Annotated in this window: 24 protein-coding genes and 1 pseudogene; 12 read left to right on the forward strand and 13 right to left on the reverse strand. The window is 69.3% G+C overall.

The features are described from left to right. Positions 1-4 precede the first annotated feature (4 nt). The 5 genes and pseudogenes from E5P2_RS03145 to E5P2_RS03165 form a co-directional block, all read right to left on the reverse strand. The gene (locus tag E5P2_RS03145; protein ID WP_162565703.1) at positions 5-1,339 is read right to left on the reverse strand and encodes an ABC transporter substrate-binding protein; all 1,335 of its coding nucleotides are present in this window, start codon (positions 1,337-1,339) and stop codon (positions 5-7) included. A 49-nt stretch (positions 1,340-1,388) separates the two neighbouring features. Then, the gene (locus E5P2_RS03150) at positions 1,389-2,453 is read right to left on the reverse strand and encodes a branched-chain amino acid ABC transporter permease (RefSeq protein WP_162565704.1); all 1,065 of its coding nucleotides are present in this window, start codon (positions 2,451-2,453) and stop codon (positions 1,389-1,391) included. Between the two features lie 2 nt (positions 2,454-2,455). Further along, complete coding sequence (locus E5P2_RS03155) at positions 2,456-3,385, reverse strand: branched-chain amino acid ABC transporter permease (RefSeq protein WP_162565705.1); 930 nt, start codon at positions 3,383-3,385, stop codon at positions 2,456-2,458. A 20-nt stretch (positions 3,386-3,405) separates the two neighbouring features. Then, a complete protein-coding gene (locus E5P2_RS03160; protein WP_162565706.1) occupies positions 3,406-4,191 on the reverse strand; it encodes an ABC transporter ATP-binding protein in 786 nt (261 codons plus the stop codon). Continuing rightward, positions 4,188-6,157 (reverse strand): annotated as a pseudogene (locus tag E5P2_RS03165) (AMP-dependent synthetase/ligase). The gene E5P2_RS03160 and the pseudogene E5P2_RS03165 overlap by 4 nt, the downstream one beginning before the upstream one ends. Positions 6,158-6,243: 86 nt before the next feature. Between E5P2_RS03165 and E5P2_RS03170 the strand changes: the two are divergent. Beyond that, positions 6,244-6,984, forward strand: a complete 741-nt coding sequence (locus E5P2_RS03170; protein WP_162565708.1) for a Crp/Fnr family transcriptional regulator — start codon at positions 6,244-6,246, stop codon at positions 6,982-6,984. A 19-nt stretch (positions 6,985-7,003) separates the two neighbouring features. Here E5P2_RS03170 and E5P2_RS03175 read toward each other — a convergent pair whose 3' ends face one another. After that, positions 7,004-7,645: an SOS response-associated peptidase family protein gene (locus E5P2_RS03175; protein WP_162565709.1), complete on the reverse strand. Its 642-nt coding sequence runs from the start codon at positions 7,643-7,645 to the stop codon at positions 7,004-7,006. Positions 7,646-7,745: 100 nt separating this feature from the next. On the opposite strand from E5P2_RS03175, the gene E5P2_RS03180 reads away from it, so the two are divergent. Beyond that, positions 7,746-8,510: an SDR family NAD(P)-dependent oxidoreductase gene (locus E5P2_RS03180; RefSeq protein WP_162565710.1), complete on the forward strand. Its 765-nt coding sequence runs from the start codon at positions 7,746-7,748 to the stop codon at positions 8,508-8,510. Between the two features lie 92 nt (positions 8,511-8,602). Here the strand turns inward: E5P2_RS03180 and E5P2_RS03185 are convergent, their stop codons facing one another. Together E5P2_RS03185 and E5P2_RS03190 are read right to left on the reverse strand one after the other, a co-directional pair. Next, positions 8,603-9,565, reverse strand: coding sequence for a Bug family tripartite tricarboxylate transporter substrate binding protein (locus E5P2_RS03185; RefSeq protein WP_162565711.1), 963 nt, complete (start codon positions 9,563-9,565; stop codon positions 8,603-8,605). A gap of 109 nt (positions 9,566-9,674) precedes the next feature. Then, the gene (locus E5P2_RS03190) at positions 9,675-9,944 is read right to left on the reverse strand and encodes a hypothetical protein (protein WP_162565712.1); all 270 of its coding nucleotides are present in this window, start codon (positions 9,942-9,944) and stop codon (positions 9,675-9,677) included. A gap of 329 nt (positions 9,945-10,273) precedes the next feature. Here E5P2_RS03190 and kdpF point away from each other — a divergent pair, with 329 nt between their 5' ends. The 7 genes from kdpF (at position 10,274) to E5P2_RS03225 (ending at position 19,308) form a co-directional block, all read left to right on the forward strand. Beyond that, the gene (kdpF, locus tag E5P2_RS03195; protein ID WP_162565713.1) at positions 10,274-10,372 is read left to right on the forward strand and encodes a K(+)-transporting ATPase subunit F; all 99 of its coding nucleotides are present in this window, start codon (positions 10,274-10,276) and stop codon (positions 10,370-10,372) included. Positions 10,373-10,374: 2 nt separating this feature from the next. Continuing rightward, complete coding sequence (kdpA, locus tag E5P2_RS03200) at positions 10,375-12,177, forward strand: potassium-transporting ATPase subunit KdpA (protein WP_162565714.1); 1,803 nt, start codon at positions 10,375-10,377, stop codon at positions 12,175-12,177. An 8-nt stretch (positions 12,178-12,185) separates the two neighbouring features. Beyond that, positions 12,186-14,285, forward strand: a complete 2,100-nt coding sequence (gene kdpB / locus E5P2_RS03205) for a potassium-transporting ATPase subunit KdpB (protein WP_162565715.1) — start codon at positions 12,186-12,188, stop codon at positions 14,283-14,285. Positions 14,286-14,296: 11 nt separating this feature from the next. Then, entirely contained in the window at positions 14,297-14,872 is a 576-nt protein-coding gene (gene kdpC, locus E5P2_RS03210) for a potassium-transporting ATPase subunit KdpC (RefSeq protein WP_162565716.1), read from the forward strand. Between the two features lie 86 nt (positions 14,873-14,958). Beyond that, positions 14,959-17,706, forward strand: a complete 2,748-nt coding sequence (locus E5P2_RS03215; RefSeq protein ID WP_162565717.1) for a DUF4118 domain-containing protein — start codon at positions 14,959-14,961, stop codon at positions 17,704-17,706. Positions 17,707-17,717: 11 nt separating this feature from the next. Continuing rightward, on the forward strand, positions 17,718-18,410 hold the full coding sequence (gene kdpE, locus E5P2_RS03220; RefSeq protein WP_162565718.1) for a two-component system response regulator KdpE: 693 nt from the start codon (positions 17,718-17,720) through the stop codon (positions 18,408-18,410). Between the two features lie 130 nt (positions 18,411-18,540). Continuing rightward, positions 18,541-19,308, forward strand: a complete 768-nt coding sequence (locus tag E5P2_RS03225; protein WP_162565719.1) for a pseudouridine synthase — start codon at positions 18,541-18,543, stop codon at positions 19,306-19,308. A gap of 123 nt (positions 19,309-19,431) precedes the next feature. Here the strand turns inward: E5P2_RS03225 and E5P2_RS03230 are convergent, their stop codons facing one another. Then, complete coding sequence (locus E5P2_RS03230; protein ID WP_162565720.1) at positions 19,432-19,977, reverse strand: DUF3761 domain-containing protein; 546 nt, start codon at positions 19,975-19,977, stop codon at positions 19,432-19,434. A 149-nt stretch (positions 19,978-20,126) separates the two neighbouring features. On the opposite strand from E5P2_RS03230, the gene E5P2_RS03235 reads away from it, so the two are divergent. From E5P2_RS03235 to E5P2_RS03245, 3 genes are all read left to right on the forward strand, one after another. After that, positions 20,127-20,786 carry a response regulator gene (locus E5P2_RS03235; protein ID WP_162565721.1) on the forward strand — a complete coding sequence of 220 codons (660 nt, stop codon included), beginning with the start codon at positions 20,127-20,129 and terminating at the stop codon, positions 20,784-20,786. Further along, positions 20,783-22,141 carry a sensor histidine kinase gene (locus E5P2_RS03240; RefSeq protein ID WP_162565722.1) on the forward strand — a complete coding sequence of 453 codons (1,359 nt, stop codon included), beginning with the start codon at positions 20,783-20,785 and terminating at the stop codon, positions 22,139-22,141. The genes E5P2_RS03235 and E5P2_RS03240 overlap by 4 nt, the downstream gene beginning before the upstream one ends. A gap of 109 nt (positions 22,142-22,250) precedes the next feature. Next, entirely contained in the window at positions 22,251-22,568 is a 318-nt protein-coding gene (locus E5P2_RS03245; protein ID WP_162565723.1) for a hypothetical protein, read from the forward strand. A gap of 43 nt (positions 22,569-22,611) precedes the next feature. Here E5P2_RS03245 and E5P2_RS03250 read toward each other — a convergent pair whose 3' ends face one another. Genes E5P2_RS03250 through E5P2_RS03265 form a run of 4 tightly spaced genes read right to left on the reverse strand, consistent with a single transcriptional unit; the run spans position 22,612 to position 26,676 of the window. After that, the gene (locus E5P2_RS03250) at positions 22,612-24,729 is read right to left on the reverse strand and encodes an SdrD B-like domain-containing protein (protein WP_162565724.1); all 2,118 of its coding nucleotides are present in this window, start codon (positions 24,727-24,729) and stop codon (positions 22,612-22,614) included. Further along, positions 24,726-25,553, reverse strand: coding sequence for a COG1470 family protein (locus E5P2_RS03255; RefSeq protein ID WP_232080560.1), 828 nt, complete (start codon positions 25,551-25,553; stop codon positions 24,726-24,728). Before E5P2_RS03255 ends, E5P2_RS03250 begins: the two co-directional genes overlap by 4 nt. After that, positions 25,550-26,020 (reverse strand): hypothetical protein, encoded by a 471-nt coding sequence (locus E5P2_RS03260; RefSeq protein ID WP_162565726.1) that lies wholly within the window; start codon positions 26,018-26,020, stop codon positions 25,550-25,552. Before E5P2_RS03260 ends, E5P2_RS03255 begins: the two co-directional genes overlap by 4 nt. Beyond that, positions 26,017-26,676: a hypothetical protein gene (locus E5P2_RS03265; RefSeq protein WP_162565727.1), complete on the reverse strand. Its 660-nt coding sequence runs from the start codon at positions 26,674-26,676 to the stop codon at positions 26,017-26,019. The genes E5P2_RS03260 and E5P2_RS03265 overlap by 4 nt, the downstream gene beginning before the upstream one ends. Between the last annotated feature and the right edge of the window lie 70 nt (positions 26,677-26,746).

Consider the following 26,746-nt stretch of genomic DNA (forward strand, 5'->3'; position numbering starts at 1 on the left):
AGCGTCAGGAACTGCAGTCCGCGACGTCGCGCTTGCTCAACTTTTTCTCCGCCTCGTACTTCTCGCCCGCAGTCTTCACCATCGGCTTGATGATCTGCTCATCGGCCTGGTACCACTCGGGCGCGACGTTCCACTTGGCGCCGTCCCAGGTCTCGATGCGGGCCCAGGTCGATCCCATGTGGTCCTGGCAGGAGGTGCTGATCGGCCGCATCACGCCGGAGAAGCCGAGTGCATCCAGCTTCTTCTGGTCGAGCGCCAGGTTCTCCAGGCCCCAGCGCACCTGCTCGCCGGTCATGACCTTGCCCTTGCCGAAGCGTTCCTGCGCGCGCTTGACGGCTTCGACGCTGAGCATCTGGATGATCACGCCGCGCGTGTAGAGCACCGAGCCGACTTCTTCCTTCGGCCCCGTGCCCTGGCCCTTGTCGTGCACGTTCTTCAGGATGTCCTGGATCACCTTCGGCTGCGTGCCCGCGGTGTTGAGCGCCAGCGCGTTGTAGCCCTTGGCATTGGCGCCGACGTCCTTCACGTCGGGTTCGGCGCCGGCCCACCACACGCCGTACATCTTCTCGCGCGGGTAGCCGGTGGCGACCGCTTCCTTGAGCGCGGTCGAGTTCATCACGCCCCAGCCCCACAGCAGCACGTAGTCGGGCTTCTGCTGGCGCACCTGCAGCCAGGCCGACTTCTGCTCGACGCCGGGCGCGGTGACCGGGATCAGCGAGAGCTCGAAGCCGTTCATCTTCGCGCGCTCCTGCAACAGCGGGATCGGCTCCTTGCCGAAGGGCGAGTCGTGGTAGACCAGCGCGATCTTCTTGCCCTTGAGCTTGTCTTCGCCGCCTTCCTTCTTGGCGATGTGCTGGATCAGGATGTCGGCCGCCGTCCAGTACGAACCCATCAGCGGGAAGTTCCACTTGAACACGCTGCCGTCCTGCGAGGCGGCCAGGCCGTAGCCCAGCGTGATCAGCGGGATCTTGTCGGTCGGCACCTTGTCGGTCAGCGCGAAGGTGATGCCGGTGGCCTGCGGATCGAAGAGCGCGACGCCGGGCCGGCTCTTCAGGCGCTCGTAGCATTCGACGCCCTTGTCGGTCGCATAGCCGGTCTCGCATTCCTCGTAGCCGATCTTCACGCCGTTGATGCCGCCGGTCGCATTGACGAGCTTGATGTAGTCCTGCTTGCCGTTGGCCCAGGGCGTGCCGTTGGGCGCATAGGGGCCGGTGCGATAGACGAGGAGCGGGAAGAACTGCTCCTTGGCCTGCGCCTGCACGAGCGAGGGCGCGAAGGCCGCGCCGAGGGTGGCCGCCGCCAGGACGGCAGTCGTAGCGAGCGATGTCAGTTTCTTCATGCTTTTGTCTCCTCGAAATGAGCACGCAGACGTGCGGGTGGGTACGGGATCAATGGGGGAAGGGCCAGAGGCGCAGCTTCTCCTTGGCGGTGGACCACAGGCGCGCGAGGCCATGCGGTTCGACGATCAGGAAGAACACGATCAGCGCGCCGAAGATCATGAATTCGAGGTGCGAGGCCAGCGCGGTCGAGATCGAGAAGCCGAGCCAGCCCGGCAGCTGGTTGAGAAAGAGCGGCAGCAGCACGATGAAGGCGGCGCCGAAGAAGCTGCCCATGATCGAGCCCAGCCCGCCGATGATCACCATGAAGAGCAACTGGAACGAGCGGTCGATGCTGAAGGCCGCCGGCTCCCACGCGCCCAGGTGCACGAAGCCCCAGAGCCCGCCGGCCACGCCGACGATGAAGCTGCTGACCGCGAAGGCCGTGAGCTTGGCGTAGACCGGCCGGATGCCGATCACCGCGGCCGCCACGTCCATGTCGCGCATCGCCATCCACTCGCGCCCGATCGCGCTGCGCACGAGGTTCTTGGCCAGCAGCGCGAACACCACCACGAAGGCCAGGCAGAACAGGTACTTCTGCGCCGGGCTCTCGATCGGCAGCCCGAACACGTTGAGCCCCGACACGCTGACCGAGCCCGAGGACGAGTTGTTGGTGAACCAGTTGATGCGCAGGAAGGCCCAGTCGACGAAGAACTGCGCCGCCAGCGTCGCCACCGCGAGATAGAGGCCCTTGATGCGCAGGCTCGGAATGCCGAACAGCACGCCGACCACGGTCGAGCACAGGCCGCCCAGCAGCAGCGACACGATCAGCGGCATGCCGTCGATGCGCACATGGAAGTTGTAGGCCGCGTAGGCGCCCACCGCCATGAAGGCACCGGTGCCGAGCGAGATCTGGCCGCAGTAGCCGACCAGGATGTTGAGGCCCAGCGCCGCGAGCGAAAGAATCAGGAAGGGGATCAGGATCGCGCGGCACCAGTATTCCGACACGGCGAGCGGCACGACCACGAAGGCGAAGGCCAGGAATGCGAGCATCAGCACGCGGTCCTGCAGGATCGGAAAGATCTGCTGGTCGGCGCGGTAGGTCGACTTGAACTGACCGTTTTCTCTATAAAGCATGGTCAGACCCGATCGATGATCTTCTCGCCGAACAAACCCTGCGGGCGCACGATCAGGAAAACCAGCGCGAGCACATACGCGAACCAGATCTCGATGCCGCCGCCCAGCATCGGCCCGAGATAGATCTCCGACAGCTTCTCGCCGACACCGATCAGGAGGCCGCCGAGGATCGCGCCCGGGATCGAGGTGAGGCCGCCGAGGATCACCACCGGCAGCGCCTTCAGCGCCACCAGCGAGAGCGAGAACTGCACGCCGAGCTTGGAGCCCCAGATGATGCCGGCCACCAGCGCCGCGAAGCCCGCGACCGACCACACGATGACCCAGATGCGGCCGAGCGGAATGCCGATCGACTGCGCGGCCTGGTGGTCGTCGGCCACCGCGCGCAGCGCGCGGCCGGTGGCGGTCTTCTGGAAGAACAGCGCCAGCACCGCGACCAGCGCGGCCGCGATCAGGGCGGCGACGAGGTCCTCGCCGCTCAGCAGCAGGCCGCCCTCGAAGACGTTCTGCAACACCATCATCGGTTCCTTGGGCATGCCGACGTCGATCTTGTAGATGTCGTTGCCGAACAGCGTCTGGCCGAGGCCATCGAGAAAGTAGGCGATGCCCAGCGTGGCCATCAGCAGCGTGATGCCTTCCTGGTTGACCAGCCGGCGCAGCGCGAGCCGCTCGATCAGCCAGGCGACCGCGACCATCACCGCCATCGCCGCGATGAAGGCCAGCACGTTGGCGAGGATCAGGCTCTCGAAGCCGAACCAGAGCGGAAACCATTCGGCGAAACGCGCCATCGCGAGCGCCGCGAACAGCACCATCGCGCCCTGCGCGAAGTTGAAGACGCCCGAGGCCTTGTAGATCAGCACGAAGCCGATCGCGATCAGCGAATACAGCATGCCGACCATGAGGCCGCCGAACAGGGTTTCGAGGAAAAAGCCCATTGCGTTCTTTCGTTGCCGGCTCAGTGTTCGGTGCCGAGATAGGCGCGAATCACGTCTTCGTTGTTGCGCACCTCATCCGGCGTGCCGTCGCCGATCTTCTTGCCGTAGTCGAGCACCACCACGCGGTCGGAGATGTCCATCACCACGCCCATGTCGTGTTCGATCAGCACGATGGTGGTGCCGAACTCGTCGTTGACGTCGAGGATGAAGCGGCTCATATCCTGCTTCTCCTCCACGTTCATGCCGGCCATCGGCTCGTCGAGCAGCAGCACCTGCGGCTCCATCGCGAGCGCGCGGCCGAGGTCGACGCGCTTCTGAAGCCCGTAGGGCAGGCGGCCCACCGGCGTCTTGCGGTAGAGCTGGATCTCGAGGAAATCGATGATGCGTTCGACGAACTCGCGCTGCGCGAGCTCCTCGCGCTCGGCCGGCCCCCAGCGCAGCGCCTGGGCCAGCAGGCCGCTCTTCATCTTGAGGTTGCGCCCGGTCATGATGTTGTCGAGCACGCTCATGCCCTTGAACAGCGCCAGGTTCTGGAAGGTGCGCGCCACGCCCATCTCGGCGACCTGGCGCGAGTTCATGTGCCTGAACTGCCGGCCGCGGAAAGTGATCGAGCCTTCCTGCGGCTGGTAGACGCCGTTGATGCAGTTGAGCATCGAGCTCTTGCCCGCGCCGTTGGGGCCGATGATGGCGCGCACCTCGTGCTCGCGCACGTCGAAGCTGATGTCGGTCAGCGCCTTGACGCCGCCGAAGCGCAGCGAGATGTTCTGCACGTCGAGCACCACGTCGCCGATCTTTCTCTTGCTCATGCTGCAGCCTTCACCGGCGGAAAGGTTTCGCCTCGACCATCTTCAGCGTCGCATTGACCACGCCCGTGCGGCCGTCCTCGAACTTGACCTGCGTCTCGACGTACTGCTCCGCCTTGCCGCCATACAAGGCGTCGACGAGCACGCCGTACTTCTGCGCGATGAAGCCGCGCCGCACCTTGCGCGTTCGCGTGAGCTCGTCGTCGTCGGGGTCGAGTTCCTTGTGCAGCACCAGGAAGCGCGCGATCTGTGTCTCGTCCATGCCGTCCTCGCTCGCGAGGTCGGCGTTGACCTGCGCGATGCAGTCGGCCACCAGCGCGAGCACCTCGGGCTTGCCCGCGAGATCGACGTAGCCGCCGTAGGCCAGGCCGCGCCGCTCGGCCCAGTTGCCCACGGCTTCGTAGTCGATGTTGATGAAGGCGCAGACCTGATCGCGCTCGTGGCCGAAGCACACGGCCTCCTTGATCTGCGGAAAGAACTTGAGCTTGTTCTCGATGTAGTTGGGCGCGAAGATCGCGCCCGCGCAGCTGCCGCCCGGGCCGGCCATGCGGCCGACGTCCTTGGCGCGGTCGATGATGCGCAGGTGGCCTTCGCTGTCGAGCACGCCGGCATCGCCGGTGTGGAAGTAGCCGTCGGCATCGAGCACCTCGGCGGTCGCCTCGGGCCGCTTGTAGTATTCCTTGAGCACCGACACGCCGCGCACCAGCACCTCGCCGTCGGGCGCGATCTTGAGCTCGATGCCCGGCGCCGCGCTGCCCACGGTCTGCAGCTTGACCTTGCCGTCCTGCTGCAGGCAGACGTAGGCGCAGGTCTCGGTCTGACCGTAGAACTGCTTGAGGTTGACGCCGATCGAGCGGTAGAAGCGGAACAGGTCGGGCCCGATGGCCGCGCCGGCCGTGTAGGCGACGCGGATGCGGCTCATGCCGAGCACGTTGCGCAGCGGCCCGTAGACCACGAGGTTGCCGATCGCGTAGAGCCAGCGATCGACGAGGCCGACCGGCGCGCCGTTGAGGATGTCCGCGCCCACGCGCCGTGCCAGCGCCATGAATTTCGCATAGAGCCAGCGCTTGGGCGCGGCCGCATCTTCCATGCGGATCGACACGGTGGTGAGCAGGCCCTCGAAGGTGCGCGGCGGGCCGAAGTAGTAGCTCGGCCCGATCTCGCGCATGTCGTTCATCACCGTCGCAGCCGACTCCGGGCAGTTGAGCGTGAAGCCGCCGACCAGCCACTGCGCGACCGAGAACAGATGGTCGCCGACCCAGGCCATCGGCAGGTAGCTCATGATGTTGTCGCCGGGGCCGAGGCGGTCGGTCTCGACGCCGCCGCGGCCGGCCGCGATGAAGCTCGCATGCGTCTGGCACACGCCCTTGGGCCGGCCGGTGGTGCCCGAGGTGTAGAGGATCACCGCCACGTCGCCGGGCTCGCCGGCGGCCACGCTCCGGTCGAAGAAGCCGGGGTGGGCCGCATCCCATGCACGGCCGAGTTCGCGCAGCTGCTCGTAGCCGATCAGGCCCGGCTGGTCGTAATGGCGAAGCCCGCGCGGATCGTCGTAGACGATGTGCCGCAGGCCCGATGCGTTCTTCATCAGCGTGCGGCATTCGAGCAGCTTGTCGACCTGCTCCTGGTCTTCCGCGATCACGAACTCGATCGACGCGTCCTCCAGCATGAAGACCATCTCGCTCGCCACCGCGTCCTGGTAGAGCGGCACCGGCACGCCGCGCAGGCTCTGCGCCGCGAGCACCGCCATGTAGAGATGCGGGCGGTTGGCGCCGACGATCGCGAGGTTGCCGCCGGCTTCGAAGCCCAGGCTCGCGAGCCCGCAGGCGAACTCGCGCACCTCGCGCGCCACGGCCGCCCAGTTCCAGGTCTGCCAGATGCCGAGGTCCTTCTCGCGCACGGCCGGCGCGTCGGGCTGCCTGGCCGCGTGGGCGAGCAGCAGGCGGGGAAAGGTGGTGGCGGTGGTCTGCACGATGGGGCGGACTGTAGGACCAACTTTGACGCCATGTTGTCGTTCCGACGACAATCTAAGGGAGACTACTCCCCCGGACTTACCCGATGGCTTCCCGCGCCGCACCCGCCGGCAATTCGATTCGCGACCGCGTCAGGCCGGCCACGGCAGCGGAACTCGAAGGCATCCCGTGGCTCGATGCGCTCGCGCCCGCCGAGCGGCGCCGCGCCGAATCGGCGATCGTGGTCGGCGAGGCCGAGATCGGCGACCTCGTGTGCCGCGTCGGCCGCCCGCCGACCTACTGGTTCGGCGTCATCGAAGGCCTGCTCAAGATGAGCAACGACAACGCCGACGGCGGCTCGGTCACCTACACCGGCGTGCCGCCCGGCGGCTGGTTCGGCGAAGGCACGGCGATGAAGCGCGAGCCCTACCGCTACAACATCCAGGCGCTGCGGCGCAGCGTGGTGGCGGGGCTGCCGATCGACAGTTTCCACTGGCTGCTCGACCATTCGATCGGCTTCAACCGCTTCGTGATGAACCAGCTCAACGAGCGGCTTGGCCAGTTCATCGCGGCATTGGAGATCGACCGCCTGAACAATCCCGACGCGCGCGTGGCGCGCAACCTCGCGGCGTTGTTCAACCCGGTGCTGTTTCCGCGCGTCGGCGAAGTGCTGCGCATCACGCAGCAGGAGCTGGCCTACCTGATCGGGCTTTCGCGCCAGCGCGTCAACGAGGCGCTGCGCGCGCTCGAGCAGCAGGGCGTGCTGCGGGTCGAATACGGCGGCCTGCGCGTGCTCGATCTCGCGGCGCTCAGGGCCAACGGCATGGCGGGAAAGGGCGCGCTGTAGCGGCGGCCGCGCGCCGGACTCAGCCGGCCAGCGTCGCCGCCGGCATCAGCGCATCGCGCTGCATCGTCTCGCGCACCAGCTTGTCGAGCGCGTAAGGGCGCAGGAAGGCCGCGGTCTCTTCGACCGGGCAATGCAGCCAGTCGTCGATCCATGCATCGCGAAGGAACGCGGCCCAGCGCCGCCCGGGCTGGTCCGCAGCGGCCAGGGTCAGCAGCGCGAAGCTCTCCACGCATTCGCCGGTGGGCGCGCGCCAGCCGTTCCACAGGCCGGCGATCGCGAGCGGCTGCCCGTCCGCGCGCGAGACGCGCACCACCTCGTCGTCGCTGTTGCCGTGGCGGATCAGCGCGTCGGCCAGCACCACGCAGCGATGGCCGCGCTTCCACGGCTGGTAAAAATTGCGCTCGGTGGCCGCGCTCTCGCTGCGGGCCTCGGCCGTGCCGGCATCCTGCCCGTCCTTGGAGAACAGCGGGATCAGGCCCCAGCGGCCCGAGGCCGCCTCGTAGCGCGCCGATGCGTTGGTGCCCAGCCCGTCGGCACGCGGCCGGCGCACGAAAAGGCCCTGTTCGCCGGGCCGCACGACGGCGGTCTCCGCGCCGCACGACAGATCGAACCGGTCCTTGAAGTGGCGTCGTTCGGTGGCGGGTTGGTATTGGATCGGCATGGGGTGACTTTAAGAAGGGGGGCGGAGTTTCGTCAACTCGCCGATACCATGGAGGGCTGCGGCGCCGCTGCGCCACGACGATTTGTTCACGAGACCGCCCATGACGTCATCCCACCTCGCCATCATCACCGGCGCATCGCGTGGCCTCGGCCGTGCCATGGCCGAGCAATTGCTGCAGCCCGGACGCTTCGTGCTGTGCATCTCGCGCCAGAGCGACGACTCACTTGCCGCGCAGGCGCGCGAGGCCGGTGCCACGCTGGAGCAATGGCGACAGGATCTTGCCGATCCGGTGGCTGCGGCGGCGCGCCTGGCGGCATGGTTGCAGGGCCTCGATGCGCAGGCCTTCGACAGCGCCACGCTGATCAACAATGCCGGCACGGTCGGGCGCACGCGGCCGCTGTCGGAGGCCGTGGCCGCGGAACTGGCGCAGGCGCTGCGCATCGGCCTGGAGGCGCCGATGCTGCTGACTTCCGCATTCCTGGGCGCGACCAAGGCCTGGCGCGCGCAGCGCAAGGTGCTCAACATCTCCTCGGGCCTGGGCCGCCATGCGATGGGCAGCCAGGCGCCGTACTGCGCGGCCAAGGCCGGCATGGATCATTTCTCGCGCGCCGTCGCACTTGAGGAGAAGGCCGCGCCCAACGGTGCCGCGATCGTCTCGCTGGCGCCCGGCGTCATCGACACCGACATGCAGGTGCAGCTGCGCGAGAGCGAGGCCGACATGTTCCCCGACCGCGTGCGCTTCGAGCGCATGAAGGCCGAGGGGCTGCTCGACAGCCCGGCCACGGCGGCGGAGAAAGTGCTGAAGTATCTGGCGCGAAAGGATTTCGGCAGCAATCCCGTTGCGGATGTGCGGGACCCGGCCTGATCGCAGGCTGCCGCGGGACCGGCTATGCCGGGCCGCAGGCAGCGCCCCCTGAAAGGGGGTTGGCGGCTACGCGAAGCGAGCAAGCCTGGGGGTCATTCAATGGTCGCTCCGGAAGCCTCGACGATGCTGCGCCACTTTTCGTAGTCCGTCTTCAGCAGCGCTGCAAACTGCTCCGGCGTCATCGCCTGCGGCTCCGCGCCCTGGGCCACGATCGCGGCCTTCATCTCGGGCGTGGCGAGCAGCTTGTTCACTTCGGCATTGACCTGGGTCACGATCGCCTTCGGCGTGCCGGCCGGCACGAAGAGGCCGTACCAGGTGCTGACGTCGAAGCCCTTGTAGCCCGACTCGGCCACGGTCGGCACCTCGGGCAGCGAGCTGCTGCGGCGCGCCGAGGTCACGGCCAGCGCGCGCAGCTTGCCCGACTTGATCTGGCCCATCGCCGACGGAATCGACGACACCATCAGGTCGACGTTGCCGGCCAGCACGTCCATCATCGCGGCGTTGGAGCCCTTGTAGGGCACATGCCGCATCTTGATGTGCGCCGCGTCGTTGAAGATCACGCCGGCCAGGTGGATGGTGGTGCCGTTGCCGGGCGAGCCGAAGGTGATCTGGTCGGGTGCCGCGCGCGCCGCGTTCACCACGTCGGCCAGCGTCTTGAAGCGCGAGTCGGCGCGGGTCACGATCACCACCGGCGTGTAGGCCACATGCGCCACCGCGGTCAGGTCCTTGACCGGGTCGTAGCTCAGGTGCTTGTAGATCCAGGGCGCGACGACGAGGTTGTCCTTCTGGCCCATCACCATGTCGTAGCCGGTGGGCGCTGCACGCGCGGCTTCGGCGATGCCGATGGTGCCGCCCGCGCCGGCGCGGTTGTCGGCCACCACAGTCCACTTGTCCACCTCGGTCAGCTTGCTGGCCACCAGCCGCGCCAGGATGTCGGTGCCGCCGCCGGGCGGGAAGGGCACGATCAGCCGCACGGGCTTGGCGGGAAAAGGCTGCGCCTGCGCGGCGGTGAACACGAGCGCGAGCGCGAAAGAAGAAAGCAGTTTGCGGATCATGGGCTTGTCTCTGGTTGCGGCGAGTGTGCCGGAACGGGGCAAGCGAAGAAGTCGCAATTCGAGATGAGCGTCGTATCGAATCGCGAGTCCCCGTGAAGGGGCGGCCGTTTCAGTGCAGCGTTGCCGGGCCGCAGTCGGCATCCCGGTTGACGAAGGCCGTCACCACGGGGACGCTGCGCGCCGCCGCGCAGGGTCCGCGCGCATCGGCGCGGCGCTGCAGGGCGGCGATGCCCGCCATCATCGCCGCGCCATAGGTCGGCATCGGCCCTTCGGCCGCATCGATCGGCCGGCAGCCGGCGCCGTCCTGCTTTTGCAGCACCCAGTAGAAATGGCCGTCGATCGGTTCGTCCACGACCAGTGCGATGGCTTCCGCGTCCATGATTTGCCTTTCGTTCGTTGCGTGTGATCGGTTGTACGCACGCAGCAGACGAACGGATAGCAACGAATTCACAACGCGGCGCACGGCATCCGGAAAACGGGCGCTTGTGTGCAAAACGCACGGCGTGCGTTTTTACGCTTTCTTTACGGCGCCCCCTCCACTCTGTTTCCTGTTTTTACGCGCGCCTGCCGAGACTGGTGTCCTTGTTTCGTGTGCAGGAGTGATGAGATGGACATCGTTTGGATCGTCGCCATGGCGGCGATGTGGGTCGTGATGGCAGGGATGGTGGTCGGGCTGCACAAGCTCGACGCGCCGAGGGGAGCGCGCTCGTGATCAGCCTCGACGTCCTCTACGGTTTCGCCGGACTGATCGCCGTGATCCTGTTCGCCTACCTCGTGTTCGCGCTCATCTGCGCCGAGGAATTCTGACCATGAACACCTCGGCCTGGGGTCTGCTGGCCCTTTACCTCGTCGTGCTGCTGCTGCTCGCATGGCCGCTCGGGCGCTACCTAGCGGCGCTCTCCGAAGGCCATCTGCCGCGCTGGATGCTGCGCGTCGAAGCACCGCTCTACCGGCTCGCAGGCGTTGCGCCCGACAGCGCCATGCACTGGCGCAGCTATGCCCTGGCGCTGCTCGCATTCAATGCGATCGGCGCCTTCGCCGTCTACGGTCTGCAGCGTCTGCAGGCGCTGCTGCCGCTCAATCCGGCCGGCATGACGGCCGTGTCGCCGGACTCGTCCTTCAACACCGCGGTCGCCTTCGTGACCAACACCAACTGGCAGGGCTATGCCGGCGAATCGACGATGAGCTATCTCACGCAGATGCTCGGGCTCACGGTGCAGAACTTCTTCTCCGCCGCAACCGGCATCGCGGTCGCGTTCGCGCTGGCGCGCGGCTTCGCGGCGCGGCGCACCGACGGCCGCGGTTTCGTCGGCAACTTCTGGGTCGACCTGACGCGCATCACCGTGTGGGTGCTGCTGCCGCTCTCGTTCGCCATCGCCATGCTGCTGGCGGGCCAGGGCGTGATCCAGAACTTCGATGCCTACAAGGCCGTGACCACGGTCGAGGCCACGGCCTACCAGAACCCCAGGCTGGATGCCGCGGGCCAGCCGCTCAAGGACGCGCAGGGCAGCCCGGTGACGGAAGACGCGAAGACCACCACGCAGACGCTGGCCATGGGGCCGGTCGCCTCGCAGGAGGCGATCAAGATGCTCGGCACCAACGGCGGCGGCTTCTTCAACGCCAACTCGGCGCATCCCTACGAGAACCCGACCGCGCTCGCCAACTTCGTGCAGATGCTCGCGATCTTCCTGATCCCCGCCGCCCTGTGCTTCAGCTTCGGCCGAATGGTGGGAGACCCGCGCCAGGGCTGGGCCATCCTGGCGGCCATGACGCTGATGTTCGTGGTCGCGGTGATCGTGGTCACGCCCGCGGAGCAGGCCGGCAATCCGCTCCTGTCGCCGCTCGGTGTCGACCAGATGTCGAGCGCGCTGCAGGCCGGCGGCAACATGGAAGGCAAGGAAGTGCGCTTCGGCATCGACGCCTCGGCGCTGTTCGCGGCCATCACCACCGCTGCGTCCTGCGGCGCGGTGAATGCGATGCACGACTCCTTCACGCCGCTCGGCGGCATGGTGCCGATGGTGCTGATGCAGCTCGGCGAGGTCGTCTTCGGCGGCGTCGGAACGGGGCTCTACAGCATGTTGATCTTCGCCGTGCTCGCGGTCTTCATCGCCGGGCTGATGATCGGCCGCACGCCCGAATACCTCGGCAAGAAGATCGAGATCTACGAGATGAAGCTGACCTCGATCGCGATCCTGGTGACGCCGATCCTGGTGCTCGCCGGCACCGCCGTCGCCGTGATCGCGGACGCGGGCAAGGCGGGCATCGCCAACCCCGGCGCGCACGGCTTCTCCGAGATCCTCTACGCGCTGACCTCGGCCGGCAACAACAACGGCAGCGCCTTCGCCGGGCTCTCGGCCAACACGCCCTTCTACAACGCGCTGCTGGCCGTGGTGATGTGGTTCGGCCGCTTCGGCGTGATCGTGCCGGTGCTGGCCATCGCGGGCTCGCTCGCGGCCAAGAAGCGGCTGCCGGTGACGGCCGGCACCATGCCCACGCACGGGCCGCTGTTCGTCACGCTGCTGATCGGCACCGTGCTGCTGGTGGGCCTGCTCAACTACGTCCCGGCGCTCGCGTTGGGCCCGATGGTCGAGCACCTGATGCTGTGGAAGTGAAATCGATCATGACTGGCAAGACTGCTTCTCCTCTTTCGCTGTTCGATGCAGCGCTGCTGCGCCCCGCGCTGTGGGCGTCGGTGACCAAGCTGGATCCGCGCGTGCAATGGCGCAACCCGGTGATGTTCATCGTCTACATCGGCAGCATCCTCACCACGCTGCTGTGGGTGCATGCACGCAGCTTTCCGGGCGACACCGGCATGCCGCCGGCCTTCGTGCTCGCGGTCGCGGTCTGGCTCTGGTTCACCGTGCTGTTCGCCAACTTCGCCGAGGCGCTGGCCGAAGGGCGCAGCAAGGCACAGGCCGCCTCGCTGCGCGGCCTGCGCAAGGACACCTGGGCCAAGAAACTCGTCGAGCCCTTCCATGGCGCCACGTTCCTGCCGGAGCAGGCGCCCAACCTGCGCAAGGGCGACGTGGTGCTGGTCGAAGTGCACGACGTGATTCCGCTCGACGGCGAGGTGATCGAAGGCGTCGCCTCGGTCGACGAGAGCGCGATCACCGGCGAATCCGCACCGGTGGTGCGCGAATCGGGCGGCGACTTCTCGGCCGTCACCGGCGGCACCCGCGTGCTGTCGGACTGGCTGGTGGTGCGCATCACGGTCAACCCGGGCGAATCCTTCCTGGACCGCATGATCGGCATGGTCGAGGCCGCCAAGCGCCAGAAGACGCCGAACGAGATCGCGCTCACCATCCTGCTGGTCGCGCTCACGCTGGTGTTCCTGATCGTCACCGCGACGCTGCTGCCGTACTCGGTGTTCAGCGTCGGCGCGGCGGGCGCGGGCACGGTGGTGTCGCTGACCGCGCTGGTGGCGCTGCTGGTGTGCCTGATCCCGACCACCATCGGTGGCCTGCTGTCGGCCATCGGCGTGGCCGGCATGAGCCGCATGATGCAGGCCAACGTGATCGCCACCTCCGGCCGCGCGGTCGAGGCCGCAGGCGACGTCGACGTGCTGCTGCTCGACAAGACCGGCACCATCACGCACGGCAATCGCCAGGCCAGCGCGATGCTGCCTGCGCCCGGCGTCACGGCCGAGCGCCTGGCGCGCGCCGCGCTGCTGGCCTCGCTGGCCGACGAGACACCCGAAGGCCGCAGCATCGTCGAGCTCGCACGCCGCGGCGGCACCGACGACGCGCCGGTCGAGGGCGCGCGCTTCGTGCCCTTCACCGCGCAGACGCGCATGAGCGGCGTCGACCTGCCGCCGGCCGCGAACAGCCTCGATGCCGAATTCGTCACCCTGCGCAAGGGCGCTGTCGACGCGCTGCGCCGCCACGTCGAGGCGCTCGGCGGCACGATGGCGACCGAGGTGATGCGCGCGGCCGATGCGGTGGCGCGCCGCGGCAGCACGCCGCTGGCGGTGGCCGAGGGCAGCCGCGTGCTCGGCATCGTCGAGCTCAAGGACATCGTCAAGACCGACATCAGGGAACGCTTCGCCGAGCTGCGCCGGATGGGCATCAAGACGGTGATGATCACCGGCGACAACAAGCTCACCGCCGCGGCCATCGCGGCCGAGGCCGGCGTCGACGATTTCCTCGCCGAGGCGACGCCCGAGGACAAGCTGGCGCTGATCCGCCAGTACCAGGCCGAAGGGCGGCTGGTCGCGATGACCGGCGACGGCACCAACGACGCGCCCGCGCTCGCGCAGGCCGATGTCGCGGTGGCGATGGGCAGCGGCACGCAGGCCGCGAAGGAGGCCGGCAACATGGTCGACCTGGACTCCAATCCGACCAAGCTGCTCGAAGTGGTCGAGACCGGCAAGGCGCTCCTGATGACGCGCGGCTCGCTCACCACCTTCTCGATCGCCAACGATGTCGCCAAGTACTTCGCGATCATCCCGGCGATCTTCGTCTCGACCTACCCGCAGCTCGGCGCGCTCAACGTGATGCGGCTGGCGAGCCCGTCGTCGGCGATCCTGTCGGCGGTGATCTTCAATGCGCTGGTGATCGTGTTCCTGATCCCGCTGGCGCTGAAGGGCGTGCGCTACCGGCCGGTCGGCGCGGCGGTGCTGCTGCGGCGCAATCTGGCGATCTACGGCCTTGGCGGCCTGGTTGTCCCTTTCATCGGCATCAAGCTCATCGACTGGCTGCTGGTGGCGGTCGGTCTCGTCTGAGGATCTTCATCATGACAAGCATCTTTCGTCCCGCGCTCGTGCTCTTCGCGCTGCTGAGCGCACTCACCGGGCTGGTCTATCCGCTGGTCGTCACCGGTGCCGCGCAGGCGGTCTTTCCGTCGCAGGCCGCGGGCAGCCCCGTCGTGCGCGACGGCCACGCGATCGGCTCGACGCTGATCGGCCAGAACTTCAGCGACCCCGGGCATTTCTGGGGCCGTCCATCGGCCACCGCGCCGATGCCCTACAACGCGGCCGCGTCGGGCGGCTCCAACCTGGGGCCGTCGAACCCCGCGCTGGTCGACGCGGTCAAGGGCCGCATCGAGGCCTTGCGCGCCGCCGATCCGGGCAACACCGCGCCGGTGCCGGCGGACCTCGTCACGGCCTCGGCCAGCGGGCTCGATCCGCACATCAGCCCGGCCGCCGCGCGCTACCAGGCGGCGCGCGTGGCGCGGCTGCGCAAGCTGCCGCGCGATCGCGTCGAGCAGCTGATCGACGACCACACCGAGGGTGCATTCCTCGGCCTGCTCGGCGAGCCGCGCGTGAACGTGCTCGCGCTCAACCTGGCGCTCGACCAGGCAGCCAGATGAAACCCCCCGGGCTTGCCCGCTTGACGCCCGACGAGCGCCGCCATGGCCGGCGCAAGGACCCGGCAGTGCGCTAACCTGTCCTGTCCATGCAAGACGCCGTTCGCCCCGATCCCGACGCGCTGCTGGCGCAGCTGCGCGCCGAGGACGAGCGCACGCGGCGCGGCAAGCTGCGCATCTACTTCGGCGCCAGCGCCGGCGTCGGCAAGACCTGGGCCATGCTGAGTGCGGCGCAGCGCGAGCGCGCGACAGGGCGCGACGTGCTGATCGGCGTGGTCGAGACGCATGGCCGCAGCGAGACCGCGGCGCTGCTGGCCGGGCTCGGCACGCTGCCCTTGCGCGAGGTGGCGTACCGTGGCCGCACGCTGGCCGAGTTCGACCTCGATGCCGCGCTCGCGCGCCATCCCGCGGTGCTGCTGGTCGACGAGCTCGCGCACACCAACGCGCCCGGCTCGCGCCATGCGAAGCGCTGGCAGGACGTGCAGGAGTTGCTGGCCGCGGGCATCGATGTCTGGTCGGCCATCAATGTGCAGCATCTGGAAAGCCTCAACGGCACGGTCGGCGCGATCACCGGCGTGCGCGTGCACGAGACCGTGCCCGACAGCGTGCTCGACGAGGCCGACGAGGTGGTGCTGGTCGATGTCACGCCCGACGAACTCACCGCGCGGCTGGCGGCCGGCAAGGTCTACCTGCCGCAGCAGGCCGAGCGCGCGGCGCAGAACTTCTTCCGCAAGGGCAACCTGATCGCGCTGCGCGAGATCGCGCTGCGCCGCACCGCCGAGCACGTGGAGGACGACGTGCGCGGCTGGCGTGTCGAGCAGTCCGGCGCGCGCGGCGATGCGGGTCCGCCGGCCTGGAACACCTCGGGCGCGATCCTCGCGTGCATCGGCCCGCACGAGGGCGCCGGCCAGACGGTGCGCACCGCGGCGCGCCTGGCCGGCCAGCTCAACGTGCGCTGGCATGCGGCCTACGTCGAGACGCCGCGCCTGCAGCGGCTCGACGCGGCGCAGCGCGACCGCATCCTCGCGCTGCTCAAGCTGGCCGAGGAGCTGGGCGCGGCGACGGCGGTGCTGACCGGCGTCGATGTCGCGGCGGAGCTGGCCGGGCAGGCGCAGCGGCTCAACTGCGCGACGCTGGTCGTGGGCCGCGCCGAGCCGGCGGGCGGATGGCGGCGCTGGTGGCCTTCCAAGGGGCTGGCGGGCGAACTCGCGCGCCATGCGCCGGGCATCGACATCGTCGAGGTCGCGCGCGCCGACAGCGCGCGGCGGCTCGCGCATGCACAGCCCGGCCGGCGCAGTGGCGAGCTCGATGTCGAGGATGCCGACCGGCCGCATGCGCGCTGGCCCGGCTATGCGTGGACCGCGGCGATCAGCGTGGCGATCACGCTGCTGGCGACGCCGTTGTCGCATGTGCTGGAGCTGGCCAACATCGTGATGCTGTTCCTGCTCGGCGTGGTCGGCGTGGCGCTGCGTTTCGGGCGCGGGCCGGCGGCCTTCGCGGCGCTGCTCAATGTCGCGGCCTTCGACTATTTCTTCGTGCCGCCGCGGCTGTCCTTCAGCGTCAGTGACGTGCAGTACCTGCTGACCTTCGTCGTCATGCTCGGCGTCGGCCTCCTGGTCGGCCAGCTCACCGCGGGGCTGCGCTTCGCGGCCGGCGTGTCGGCCAGCCGCGAGCGGCGCGCGCAATCGCTGTTCGAGCTCACGCGCGAACTGTCGGCCGCGCTCCAGAGCACGCAGGTGATCGCGCTCGGCGCGGCGGCGGTCCAAAGCCATTTCGGCGGCCAGGCGCTGGTGCTGGTGCCGGATGCCGGCGACCGGCTCGTGATGCCCGACGAGCCGCCCGCGGGTTTCGATGCCTCGGTGGCCGATTGGGCCTTTCGCCAGGGGCAGCCGGCCGGCCTCGCGACCGCGACGCTGGCGGCGCAGCCCTGGCACTACGTGCCGCTCAAGGCGCCGATGCGGGTGCGCGGCGTGCTCGCGCTCGAGCCCGCGCGACCGCGCTGGCTGCTGATTCCCGAGCAGGTACAGCAGCTCGACACGCTGGCGCGGCAGATCGCGATCGCGCTGGAGCGCGTGCACTATGTCGAAGTGGCGCAGCAGGCCCTGGTCGAGATGGAATCGGAGCGGCTGCGCAACGCGCTGCTGGGCGCGATCTCGCACGACGTGCGCACGCCGTTGACGGCGCTCATCGCGCTGGCCGAATCGCTGCAGGCGCCGTCCGATGCCGCGGCCGATCCGCGCGCGGTGGCGCGCGCCATCGTCGCGCAGGCGCACCAGCTGCACGCGCTGGTCAACAACCTGCTGGACATGGCGCGGCTCGAAAGCGGCATCGCCGGCGGCGCGGTCAACCTGCGCCGCGAATGGCAATCGGTGGAGGAGGTGGTCGGCGCCGCCATCCGCGCGGCACGGCCCGCGCTCGGCGACATGCCGGTGCGGACCGATCTGCCCGCCGAGCTGCCGCTGGTCGAGTTCGACGCCGTGCTGATCGAGCGCGTGCTGGTCAACCTGCTGGAGAACGCGGCCAAGTACGGCCGGCCGCCGGTGGTGGTCGGCGCGCGCGTCACGCCGAAGACGCTGGTGCTCACGGTGCGCGACCACGGGCCGGGCCTGCCGCCGTCGATGCAGGGCCACGAGCAGTTGCTGTTCGAGAAATTCACCCGCGGCCAGGCGGAGTCGGCCACGCCCGGCGTCGGCCTGGGACTGGCGATCTGCAAGGCGGTGGTCAACGCGCATGGCGGCGAGATCGCGGCCACGAACGCCGTCGATGGCGGTGCAGAATTCGCGGTCACGCTGCCGCGCCGCGAGCCGCCCGAACCGGTGGCCGACAGCGGCGACTGATCGCCACGTCCATGCCCGCTCCCACCGCCATCGTCATCGAGGACGAACCGCAGATCCGCCGCTTCGTGCGCGGCGCGCTCGAGGCCGAGGGCTGGCTGGTGCATGAGGCCGGCACCTTGCGCGAAGGCCTGGCGGCGGCCGGCACGCGGCAGCCCGACCTGCTGGTGCTCGACCTCGGTCTGCCGGATGGCGACGGCGTCGCGCTGATCCGCGACGTGCGCGGCTGGTCGGGCGTGCCGATCATCGTGCTCTCGGCGCGCACCGACGAGGCCGACAAGATCGCCGCACTCGATGCCGGCGCCGACGACTACCTGACCAAGCCCTTCGGCACCGGCGAACTGCTGGCGCGCGTGCGCGCCAACCTGCGCCGGCCGCGCGCGTCCGGTGGCGGCGAGGAGCCCGAGCCGGTGTTCCGCTTCGGCGAGGTCGAGGTCGACCGCAGCGCGCGCCTGGTGCGGCGCGCGGGCGGCGAGGTGCATCTCACGCCCACCGAGTACCGGCTGCTGTCGGTGCTGATCGCCAATGCCGGGCGCGTGCTCACGCAGCGCCAGCTGCTGCGCGAGGTGTGGGGGCCTTCGCATGCCGAGCAGAGCCACTACCTGCGCATCTACATGGGGCACCTGCGGCAGAAGCTGGAGGCCGATCCGGCGCAGCCGCGGCACCTCATCACCGAGACGGCCGTTGGCTATCGGCTGGTGGCTTAAGCGAACCCCCAGTCTTCGCGCACTTCGTGTCGCTTCGCCAACCCCCTTTCAGGGGGCAACACCAGCGGCCCGGCAAAGCCGGTTCCGCGGTGTTCCTGGCCTGGTCCGTGGTCCGCGACAATTCGTCTCTATGACCGACGCCGCCGCACCTTCCCGTCTCAACAAACGCATGGCCGAGCTCGGCCTGTGCTCGCGCCGCGAAGCAGACGAGTGGATTGCGCAGGGTTGGGTCAAGGTCAACGGCCGGGTCGCCGAGATGGGCGTCAAGGTGCTGCCGGCCGATCGCATCGAGGTCGACCGCCAGGCGCAGAACCGGCAGCAGCAACAGGTCACGATCCTGCTGCACAAGCCGATGGGCTATGTGAGCGGCCAGGCCGAGGACGGGCACGAGCCCGCGGTGGTGCTGATCAACCCGCGCACGCACTGGCGCGAAGACCCGAGCCGCAACCGCTTCTCGCCGCCGCAGCTGCGCGGGCTCGCACCGGCGGGCCGGCTCGACATCGATTCGGTGGGGCTGCTGGTCCTCACGCAGGATGGCCGCGTCGCGCGCCAGCTCATCGGCGAGGACTCCGGCATGGAGAAGGAGTATCTGGTGCGCGTGGCCTACGGCCCGGTGGCCGAGAACGCGCAGGCCGCTTTCCCGCGCGAAGGGCTCGCCAGGCTGCGGCATGGCCTGAGCCTCGACGGCCAGCTGTTGAAGCCGGCCCAGGTCGAATGGCAGAACCCCGAGCAACTGCGCTTCGTGCTGACCGAAGGCAAGAAGCGCCAGATCCGCCGCATGTGCGAACTGGTCGGGCTCAAGGTCGTCGGCCTCAAGCGCATCCGCATCGGCCGCGTGCTGCTGGGCCGGCTGCCCGTCGGCCAGTGGCGCTACCTGGGCCCGGACGAGCGCTTCTAGCCGCCTGGCCGGCGCAGCCAAGCCCCTTCCGAGAACACCGCGGATCCGGCTTCGCCGGTCCGCCGGTGTTGCCCCCGGCAGGGGGTGGGCGGCTACACGAAGTGAGCAAGCCTGGGGGCGAGCCTATGCAGCGCAGGCCTTGCCGCCCGATGCGTGCGCGCCCTTGGCCTTGGCATCGGCCTCGCTCATGTACTCGCCCTTCTTGGTCTTGCCGTAATAGCGGTCGCCCATGCAGTGGTAGACCTTGCTCGATTCATTGACCCAGACCTTGCCCGCGCCGCCGCCGGGCGCGGCGGCCATGGTCGAGGGATCGGGGCGCGCGGTCGTCTTGGCCGCCGCGGTGGCGGCCGCCGGTGCGGCGCCGGCCTTGCTCATTGCTGCCGGCGGGGTGGCGGCTGGGGCCGCCGGTGCCGCGGCTGTCGCCGGTGCCGCGGCTGCCGCCGGTGCCGCCGCCGCCGCGGGTGCCGCAGCGCCGGCCTTGCCGAACCAGGTCTTGATTCCCTTGTGGCCGCGGCAGGCGCCCGACTTGCTGTCGGGCGCGGCGTAGCTGCCGTCCTTGCACTGGACCGTGGTGCCGGCCGGCGCATCGGCCGGCAGCGCTTGTGCCTGGGCGGCGAGCGCGCCAAGAAGACCGGCCGCGGCCAGCAATGCCTTGAGGGAGAGATTCATCCTGGATACTCCTGAAAACTGTGTGAAGAGTTGATCATGGTGCGGATCCGATCCCAGCACAAGCTGACCACGCGGGCTGCCGCTCATGCGCGTCTAAGAAATCGGGCGTAGCCTCCGCGAGAACTGTGCCCGGGGCACAAGGAGACCGTGTGCGCGCCTTGCTGGTGGAAGATGACGAAATGATCGGCCGCAGCCTGATGCAGGCGCTCGAGGGCGCCGGCTGGTCGGTCGACTGGGTGCGCGACGGCGCGCTGGCGCACAGCGCCTTCGCCGACGGCGACTACACCTGCGTGCTGCTCGACCTCGGCCTGCCGCGCCAGGACGGCACCGAGGTGCTGCGCCGCGCGCGCGAGCGCGGCGATGCGACGCCCGTGCTGGTGCTGACCGCGCGCGACGGCCTGGACGACCGCATCAACGTGCTCGATCTCGGCGCCGACGATTACCTGCTCAAGCCTTTCGCGCTGCGCGAACTGCTCGCGCGCATGCGCGCCGTGGTGCGCCGCCGCGATGGCGCCGCGCATTCGCTCATCGGCACCGCCGCGCTGCAGCTCGACCTGACGACGCGCGACGTGCTGGTCAACGGCGTGCGCGAGGTGCTGACCGCGCGCGAGTTCGCCCTGCTGCATGCGCTGCTCGAGCGGCCCGGCGCGATCCTGTCGCGCGAGCAGCTGGAGAACCGCATCTACGGCTGGGGCGAGGAGGTCACCAGCAACGCGGTCGACGTGCTGATCCACGGCATGCGCCGCAAGCTCGGCGCCGACGCCATCCGCAACGTGCGCGGGCTCGGCTGGCGGGTCGCGGCGGGATGAGCTGGATCCGTCTGCGACGAGCTTCGCTGGGCGGCCAGCTGCTGGTGTGGCTGATCGCGCTGTACCTGGTGGCGATCGCGACCACGGCCTGGTTCTCGTATGTCGCCTATGGCCGGCTGGTCAACAACTTCATGGACGACCAGATGCGGCTGGTGGCGGAGTCGCATGCGACCCATCACCGGCTGCCGGCGCTGGAGCCCGTGAGCCGCGAGGACGCGCTGCGGCGCGGTGCCTTCGTCGTGCAGATCTGGAGCGCCGACGGCAGCACGCTGCTGGCCGCCTCCTGGCCCGGCTTCCGCGTTGCGCTGCAACCGGCGATGGGCTTCGGTGAGGTTCGCACGGGTGCCGCCGACGAAGACCGATGGCGCGTCTACACGGCCCCGCGCGGCGAGCTGGCCGACGCGCCGCGCGTGCAGGTGGTGCAGAACGGCGCCTTCCGGCGCAACCGCATCGTTCGCCGCGCGCTGCTGGAGAGCCTGCCGCTGTTGCTGCTGCTGCCGGTGACGCTGCTGATCCTCTGGGGCATCGTCTCGGCGGTCTCGCGCTCGCTGCGTGCGGTGGCCCGCGACGTGGCGGCGCAGGACGAAGGCAGCATCGACGAACTCTCCGTCGCGCGGGTGCCCGAAGAAATCGCGCCGCTGGTGACGGCCTTCAACAGCCTGCTCGCGCGGCTGCGCAACACGCTGTCGATGCAGCGCCATTTCATGCAGGACGCGGCGCACGAGCTGCGCACGCCGATGGCCGCGATCGGGCTGCAGATCGAGAACCTGCGCGCCCACGTGCCGCCGGGCGATGCCGCCGAGCGCTTCGCGCAGCTCGAAGGCGGCGTGACGCGTGCGCAGCATCTGATCGAGCAGCTGCTGAGCCTCTCCCGGCACGCGGCGCCGGAAATCGGGCCGCCGAGCACGGTCGATATCGCCGCGCTGCTGCGCGACAGCGTCGGCCAGCTGATGGCGCTGGCGGACCAGCGGCGCGTCGACATCGGCTTCGAGGGGCGCATCGCGCCGGTGCTGTCGGCATCGGCCGCGGAGCTGCGCAGCGTGTTCGACAACCTGATCGACAACGCGGTGCGCTATGCGCCGGAGGGCGGCGTGGTCGACGTGCGGCTGCACGAGGTCGGCGGGCAGGCGGTGGTCGACGTGGTGGACAACGGACCGGGGATTCCGCCCGAACTGCTCGGCCGCGTGTTCGATCGTTTCTTCCGCGTCTCGGGCGCGCCCGTCGGCGGCAGCGGGCTCGGCCTGGCGATCGCGCAGGCGGTGGCGGCGCGGCATGGGTTGCGCATCGTGCTCGCGAACCGCACCGACGGCCCCGGCCTGATCGCGCGCGTGCATCTGCGCGGCGGCTCATCCTGAGCGAAGTTTTCGCTCAAGCTGTGCTCAGTCGGATTTTCTAGAGTGGTGGCGGGTCCGCCGTTCTGCATGCGGCAGGCGGCGCGAGACCCCGACATCGCAAGGAATCCCCATGCCGAAATCGTTCCAGCTTCTTTTCGCCTGCACCTTCGGCGCTGCCGTCGCACTCGGCCCGGCCGCCGCGCGTGCCGACGAAGCCGATGGCTCGCAGCACGTGCTGCGCTTTCACTCGGAGCTCTCGCGCGCCGACCTGCATGCGGGCGCGCTCGATGCGACGCGCAATGCCACGACCGCGCCGCTGCTGTCGCAGGAGACCGCGCCGCCGACCGAGCGCTCCGGCCTGGACCGCGCGGGCGTCACCGCGGCGGCCGAGGAGGCGCAGCGCGACGGGCTGATCCCGTCCGGGCGGGGGGACGTGGGCGGCGACTGAAGGCCGCGGCGCACTGCTTTGCCCGGTGCACGCGCCGCCGGACTCAGCGCTCTTTCTGCACCGGGAAATCGACCGGCAGGGTGTCGCGCACATACACGTCCACGCGCCGTGACGGCGAGCCGGGGCTGCTCCACGGCAGCGGCAGATCGTCCTGGACCAGTTCGAGTTCGTGGCTGCCGCCCGCCACCGAGGGAAAGCTGTAGAAGCCCTGGGCATCGGTCCGTGCGACGTAGCGGCGGTCCAGCAGGACCGTGACGCCGGCGACGCCGCCCTCGCTGGCTTCACGCTGCCCATTGTTGTTCTGGTCGAAGAACACGTGGCCTTCGACCCGGCCCGAGCCGCCGCCGGGCGCGCCGCCGATCGGCGCGGTGGTGACGCCGGCACGGTCTTCGTAGCGCAGCGCGATCATCAGCGAGCGGCTGGCCGGCAGCAGCGGTGTCGGTTGCAGGGTGGCGGCGGTGAGCGCCGAGACCACGGCCGGGTTCTGCGATTCCTGGCCGCGCGCCGAGGTGTACTGGGCGATGAAGGACCAGCCGTGGCCGATCGGCCAGTTCACACGCACGTTGGCGCTCTCGAAGCGCGAGCCCGTCTCGCCCGTGCCGTTGCTGCCGCGCAGGCTCAGATCGAGACGCGCGCCCGCGACGAGCGGCGTGGTGCCCAGCAGGCCCCAGTACACGGTGCGCGTGCTCACGCCTTGCGTGTTCGATTGCTGGAAGGCGAGCGAGGTCGAGAGCGTCTGGCTTTCGCCCACGGCCCAGGCGTGGTCGACACCACTGCGGATCACGCGCAGGTCGACACCGCGCGCGAGGTCGGTGCGCCACTGCGAGTAGCCCCAGTCGGACTTGTGCTCCCAGGTCAGCGAGGCCGATTGCGCCGCAAAGCTGCCGGCGCGCGCGGCCAGCGTGCCGGAAACGGAATCGCGCGAGTCGAAGCGCCAGCGCCCGAACACGTTGGCGAACAGCGAAGGGCGCTGCAATCCGCTCACACTGTCGCTGAATTCGACGCTGGTGCCGAGCTGCCATTGGCGCGTGCCGATATCCCCGCGCCAGGAGGCGCCGCGCAAGTCGCTCGGCAACTGCTCGGCGCCCCAGCGCAGCGAGGGCTCGAAATAGAACACCGAGGCCGCCTGCTGCATCAGCTGCGTGCGCCAGGTGGCATCGACCCAGGTACCGGTGGCCGAGTCGCGCGGTGCCATCGAGGCGCTGTCCGAAGGTCGCCCCGAACTCTGCACCACATTCGCCTGCACGCGCATGCCGCCGATCTTGTCGGCGACGCCGCCGAAGCCGGTGCCGAGCGTGTCGGCCCAGGGCGTGAGGCCCTGCCACGCGACCGCGGCCCAGACCGAGCGCGTGTCCTGCGCGAAGCCCTGAACGCCATTGAGGTCGACGCCGCGCGTCTCGATCAACTGGGCCGCGGCATCGATGCGGCCCAGCGCCAGCGGACCTTCGCCGCCGCTGAGCTGGGTCTGCGCGCCGGCGCTGGCCGCGGTGCCCTGGCTGGCGGAGAAGCCCTGGGACGAGAGGCCGTTGAAATAGCCGAGGCGGCCTGCCGAGACATTGAAGCTGGTGTGCCCGGGTTGTTCGAGGCTGGCGGCCACGCCTTCGATCGGTGAACCGGGCAGGAAGACGCGGCCGACGCCGCGTGCCAGCGGCGTGCTGGCCATGTTGATGTTGCCGACGCTCGTGTTGCCGAGCCAGCCGCCGTCGAAGGGCATGCCGCGCTGGTCGATGCGCCAGGTGCTGCCGGTGCTGTAGTTGAACGGCACCGCGCTGAAGGGCATGCCCGTGCTGCCCGTCACGCCGAATCCGCTGATGGACACCGTGTTGCGGTTGAGGTTCAGGTTGGTGGAGAAGGCGCCGTAGTTGGGCGTGTCCAGGAAGCCCGAGAACAGCAGCGATTGACTGGCCGCGCGACTCTGGCCGCTCTGTCGTGTCGACTGGCCTTCGATGCTCCAGCCGCGCGGCCAGCCGGTGCTGGGTTGCTCAGGCTCGTCGGGTTGCGTCGATGGCGCGCCGCTGTCGAGCACGCGATCGACATAGGTGCTCGCGGCCTCGGGCTGCGCCGGCACCGTGGCCGGGGTTTGTGCAGAGGCCACGCCTGGAGCCAGCATCGCCCATGCGCAGCAGATTCCGCTGACGCCTTCGGCGATGCGAAGCCTCATGGCGCAAATCGTTGGCTGACCGGCAGGCTGCCGTTCTTGCCCCATTCGAGCTTGCCGTCGACGGTCGCCGGAAAGTGCACTGCCACGGCAGTCTCGGTGTCTCCAGGCCGGGTGGCTGTCAGCGGGATCTCGCGCGTCTCGCCCGGCAGGATGGGCGCGGTATCGGCCTGGAGTTCGAGTGCGGTCCCTTGCGCATCGGTGGCGCGGAGGAAGCCGGCCAGCCGGCCATGCGCGGTGCCGGTGTTGCGAATCTTCAGGATCGGCGCCTGCCTGCCATCGACGTTCCGGATCGATGTGCCCGCCAGTTCCAGCGCGGGCGCCACGTCGCCGACCGCGACATACACGATCACGCCGATGCGCGCTGCCAGCGCGATGGGCACGGCCCGCGGCACCGCGGCCTCCTTGCCTGCGATCATGATCGCGAAGCGGCATTCCATGGGTGGCGTGCCGGCCGGGGGCGTGACCTCGAAGCGGAAACGGTAGGGCCGGCCCTGCGTGAGGCTGAGTTCGCGCCGCTCGATCGCGACCCAGGGGCGGCAACTGCCAGGCTGCAGTTCGTCGCTGAACTCGAGCGATCCATCGGGCTTGAGCGTCCAGTCGGCGGTCCTGAATTCGTAGCTGCCGCCCTGGGCGCTGCTGTGCGTGAGTTCGATCACCTCGCGCGCGCGCTCGCCCGGTGCTGTCGACAGCTCGAAGCGCGGCGGCGAAACCGCCAGCGCGAACTGCGCCTGTGCGCCCGCCGCCGACATCAGCGCCACGCCGCCGAGCAAAAGGATGCGTGCCATGCCGCGGCAGGCAGAACGTCCGACAAGTCGCATCATCATGGCGATACCTCGATCTCGAAGGAAAATTGCAGGGATTGGGGCCGTTCCACCGCGCGGCCATCGGCCGTCAGGTCGAGCACGATGTTTTCGACCAGGAAGGGGTCGCGCACCACGCCTTCGAAGACCAGCGTCCGGCCCCCGCTGCGCACCGTGCCCGGCAGCAGCCGGCCTTGCGTGCGCCAGCTGGCGAGCATCTGTTCGCCTTCCGTCGGGGCCATGGCCATGTAGATGCGCGCCGGCCGATTCACCCAGCTCGAAAGATTGAGCCTGAGCGCGACGTTGACGCGGCCCTCCACCGTGTTGTCGCCCGCACGGCCCGGTGCCAGCTGACGCCAGTTCATCGGCGTCATCGGCTGGCTCGCGTAGGTGCCGGTGTCGTCGACGCGGTAGGTCGAGGCGAACGCCGTGCCGCAGATCACGCATGCGACCAGGCCGGCCCATGCGGCAACGCCGCGATCGGTCTTCATGGCGCGGTGAGCGTGAAGATCGCCTGCCCCTTGAAGAGGCCGGCGGGCACCACCTGGGTATTGAGGTAGCGAAATGCCATGCAGCTCTCGAACCAGGTGTTGCGCGTGATCGACAGCAGGTTCTGGCTGCCGCCGCTGAAGCCGCCGCTCGGGATGGTTGGCGTCGCGTCGCCGTTGCCCGAGGAGGTCCAGGCAATGCTGCTGAAGGGGATCGTGTCGCCTTTGCCGTCGGCCAGCGGGAACGGCGTGCTGACCGTCAGCGTGGCGGCCGCGCCGGTCGTGCCGGGGACCCGGTAGAAGCCACCGATGTACACCTGCCCGGTGGTCGCCGGGGTATTGCAAAAGGCAAAGCCGTTCCACGCACTGGCCGTGACCGTGCTGTTGGTCGTCATGAGCAGGGGCGTGCCCGAGCCGAGCGCAGCGGCCGGCACGTTGACGGAGACGGTGTTGACGCTCGTGTTGGTGCCTGGAACGCCGCCCGAATTGAAGGTCCCTCCGGTCATCGTGCCGGTGCCCACCTGCAGGTAGACGGCACGTGTGCCGGGCGCGATACCGACCGTGAAGGCCCGTGCCACCGGGCCGCTCGCGGCCAGCAACGCGGCAAGCGCCAGGAGGCATGGCCGGTGACCGAAGGGAAATGGGCGACGCGATTTCATTCGGCACCTCCAACGACGGGATGAACGGAATCAAACCGCAATCCCTCGGCGTTTTTCAAGCGCGCCGACC

This window comes from Variovorax sp. SRS16, assembly GCF_901827165.1.
GTDB lineage: Bacteria > Pseudomonadota > Gammaproteobacteria > Burkholderiales > Burkholderiaceae_C > Variovorax.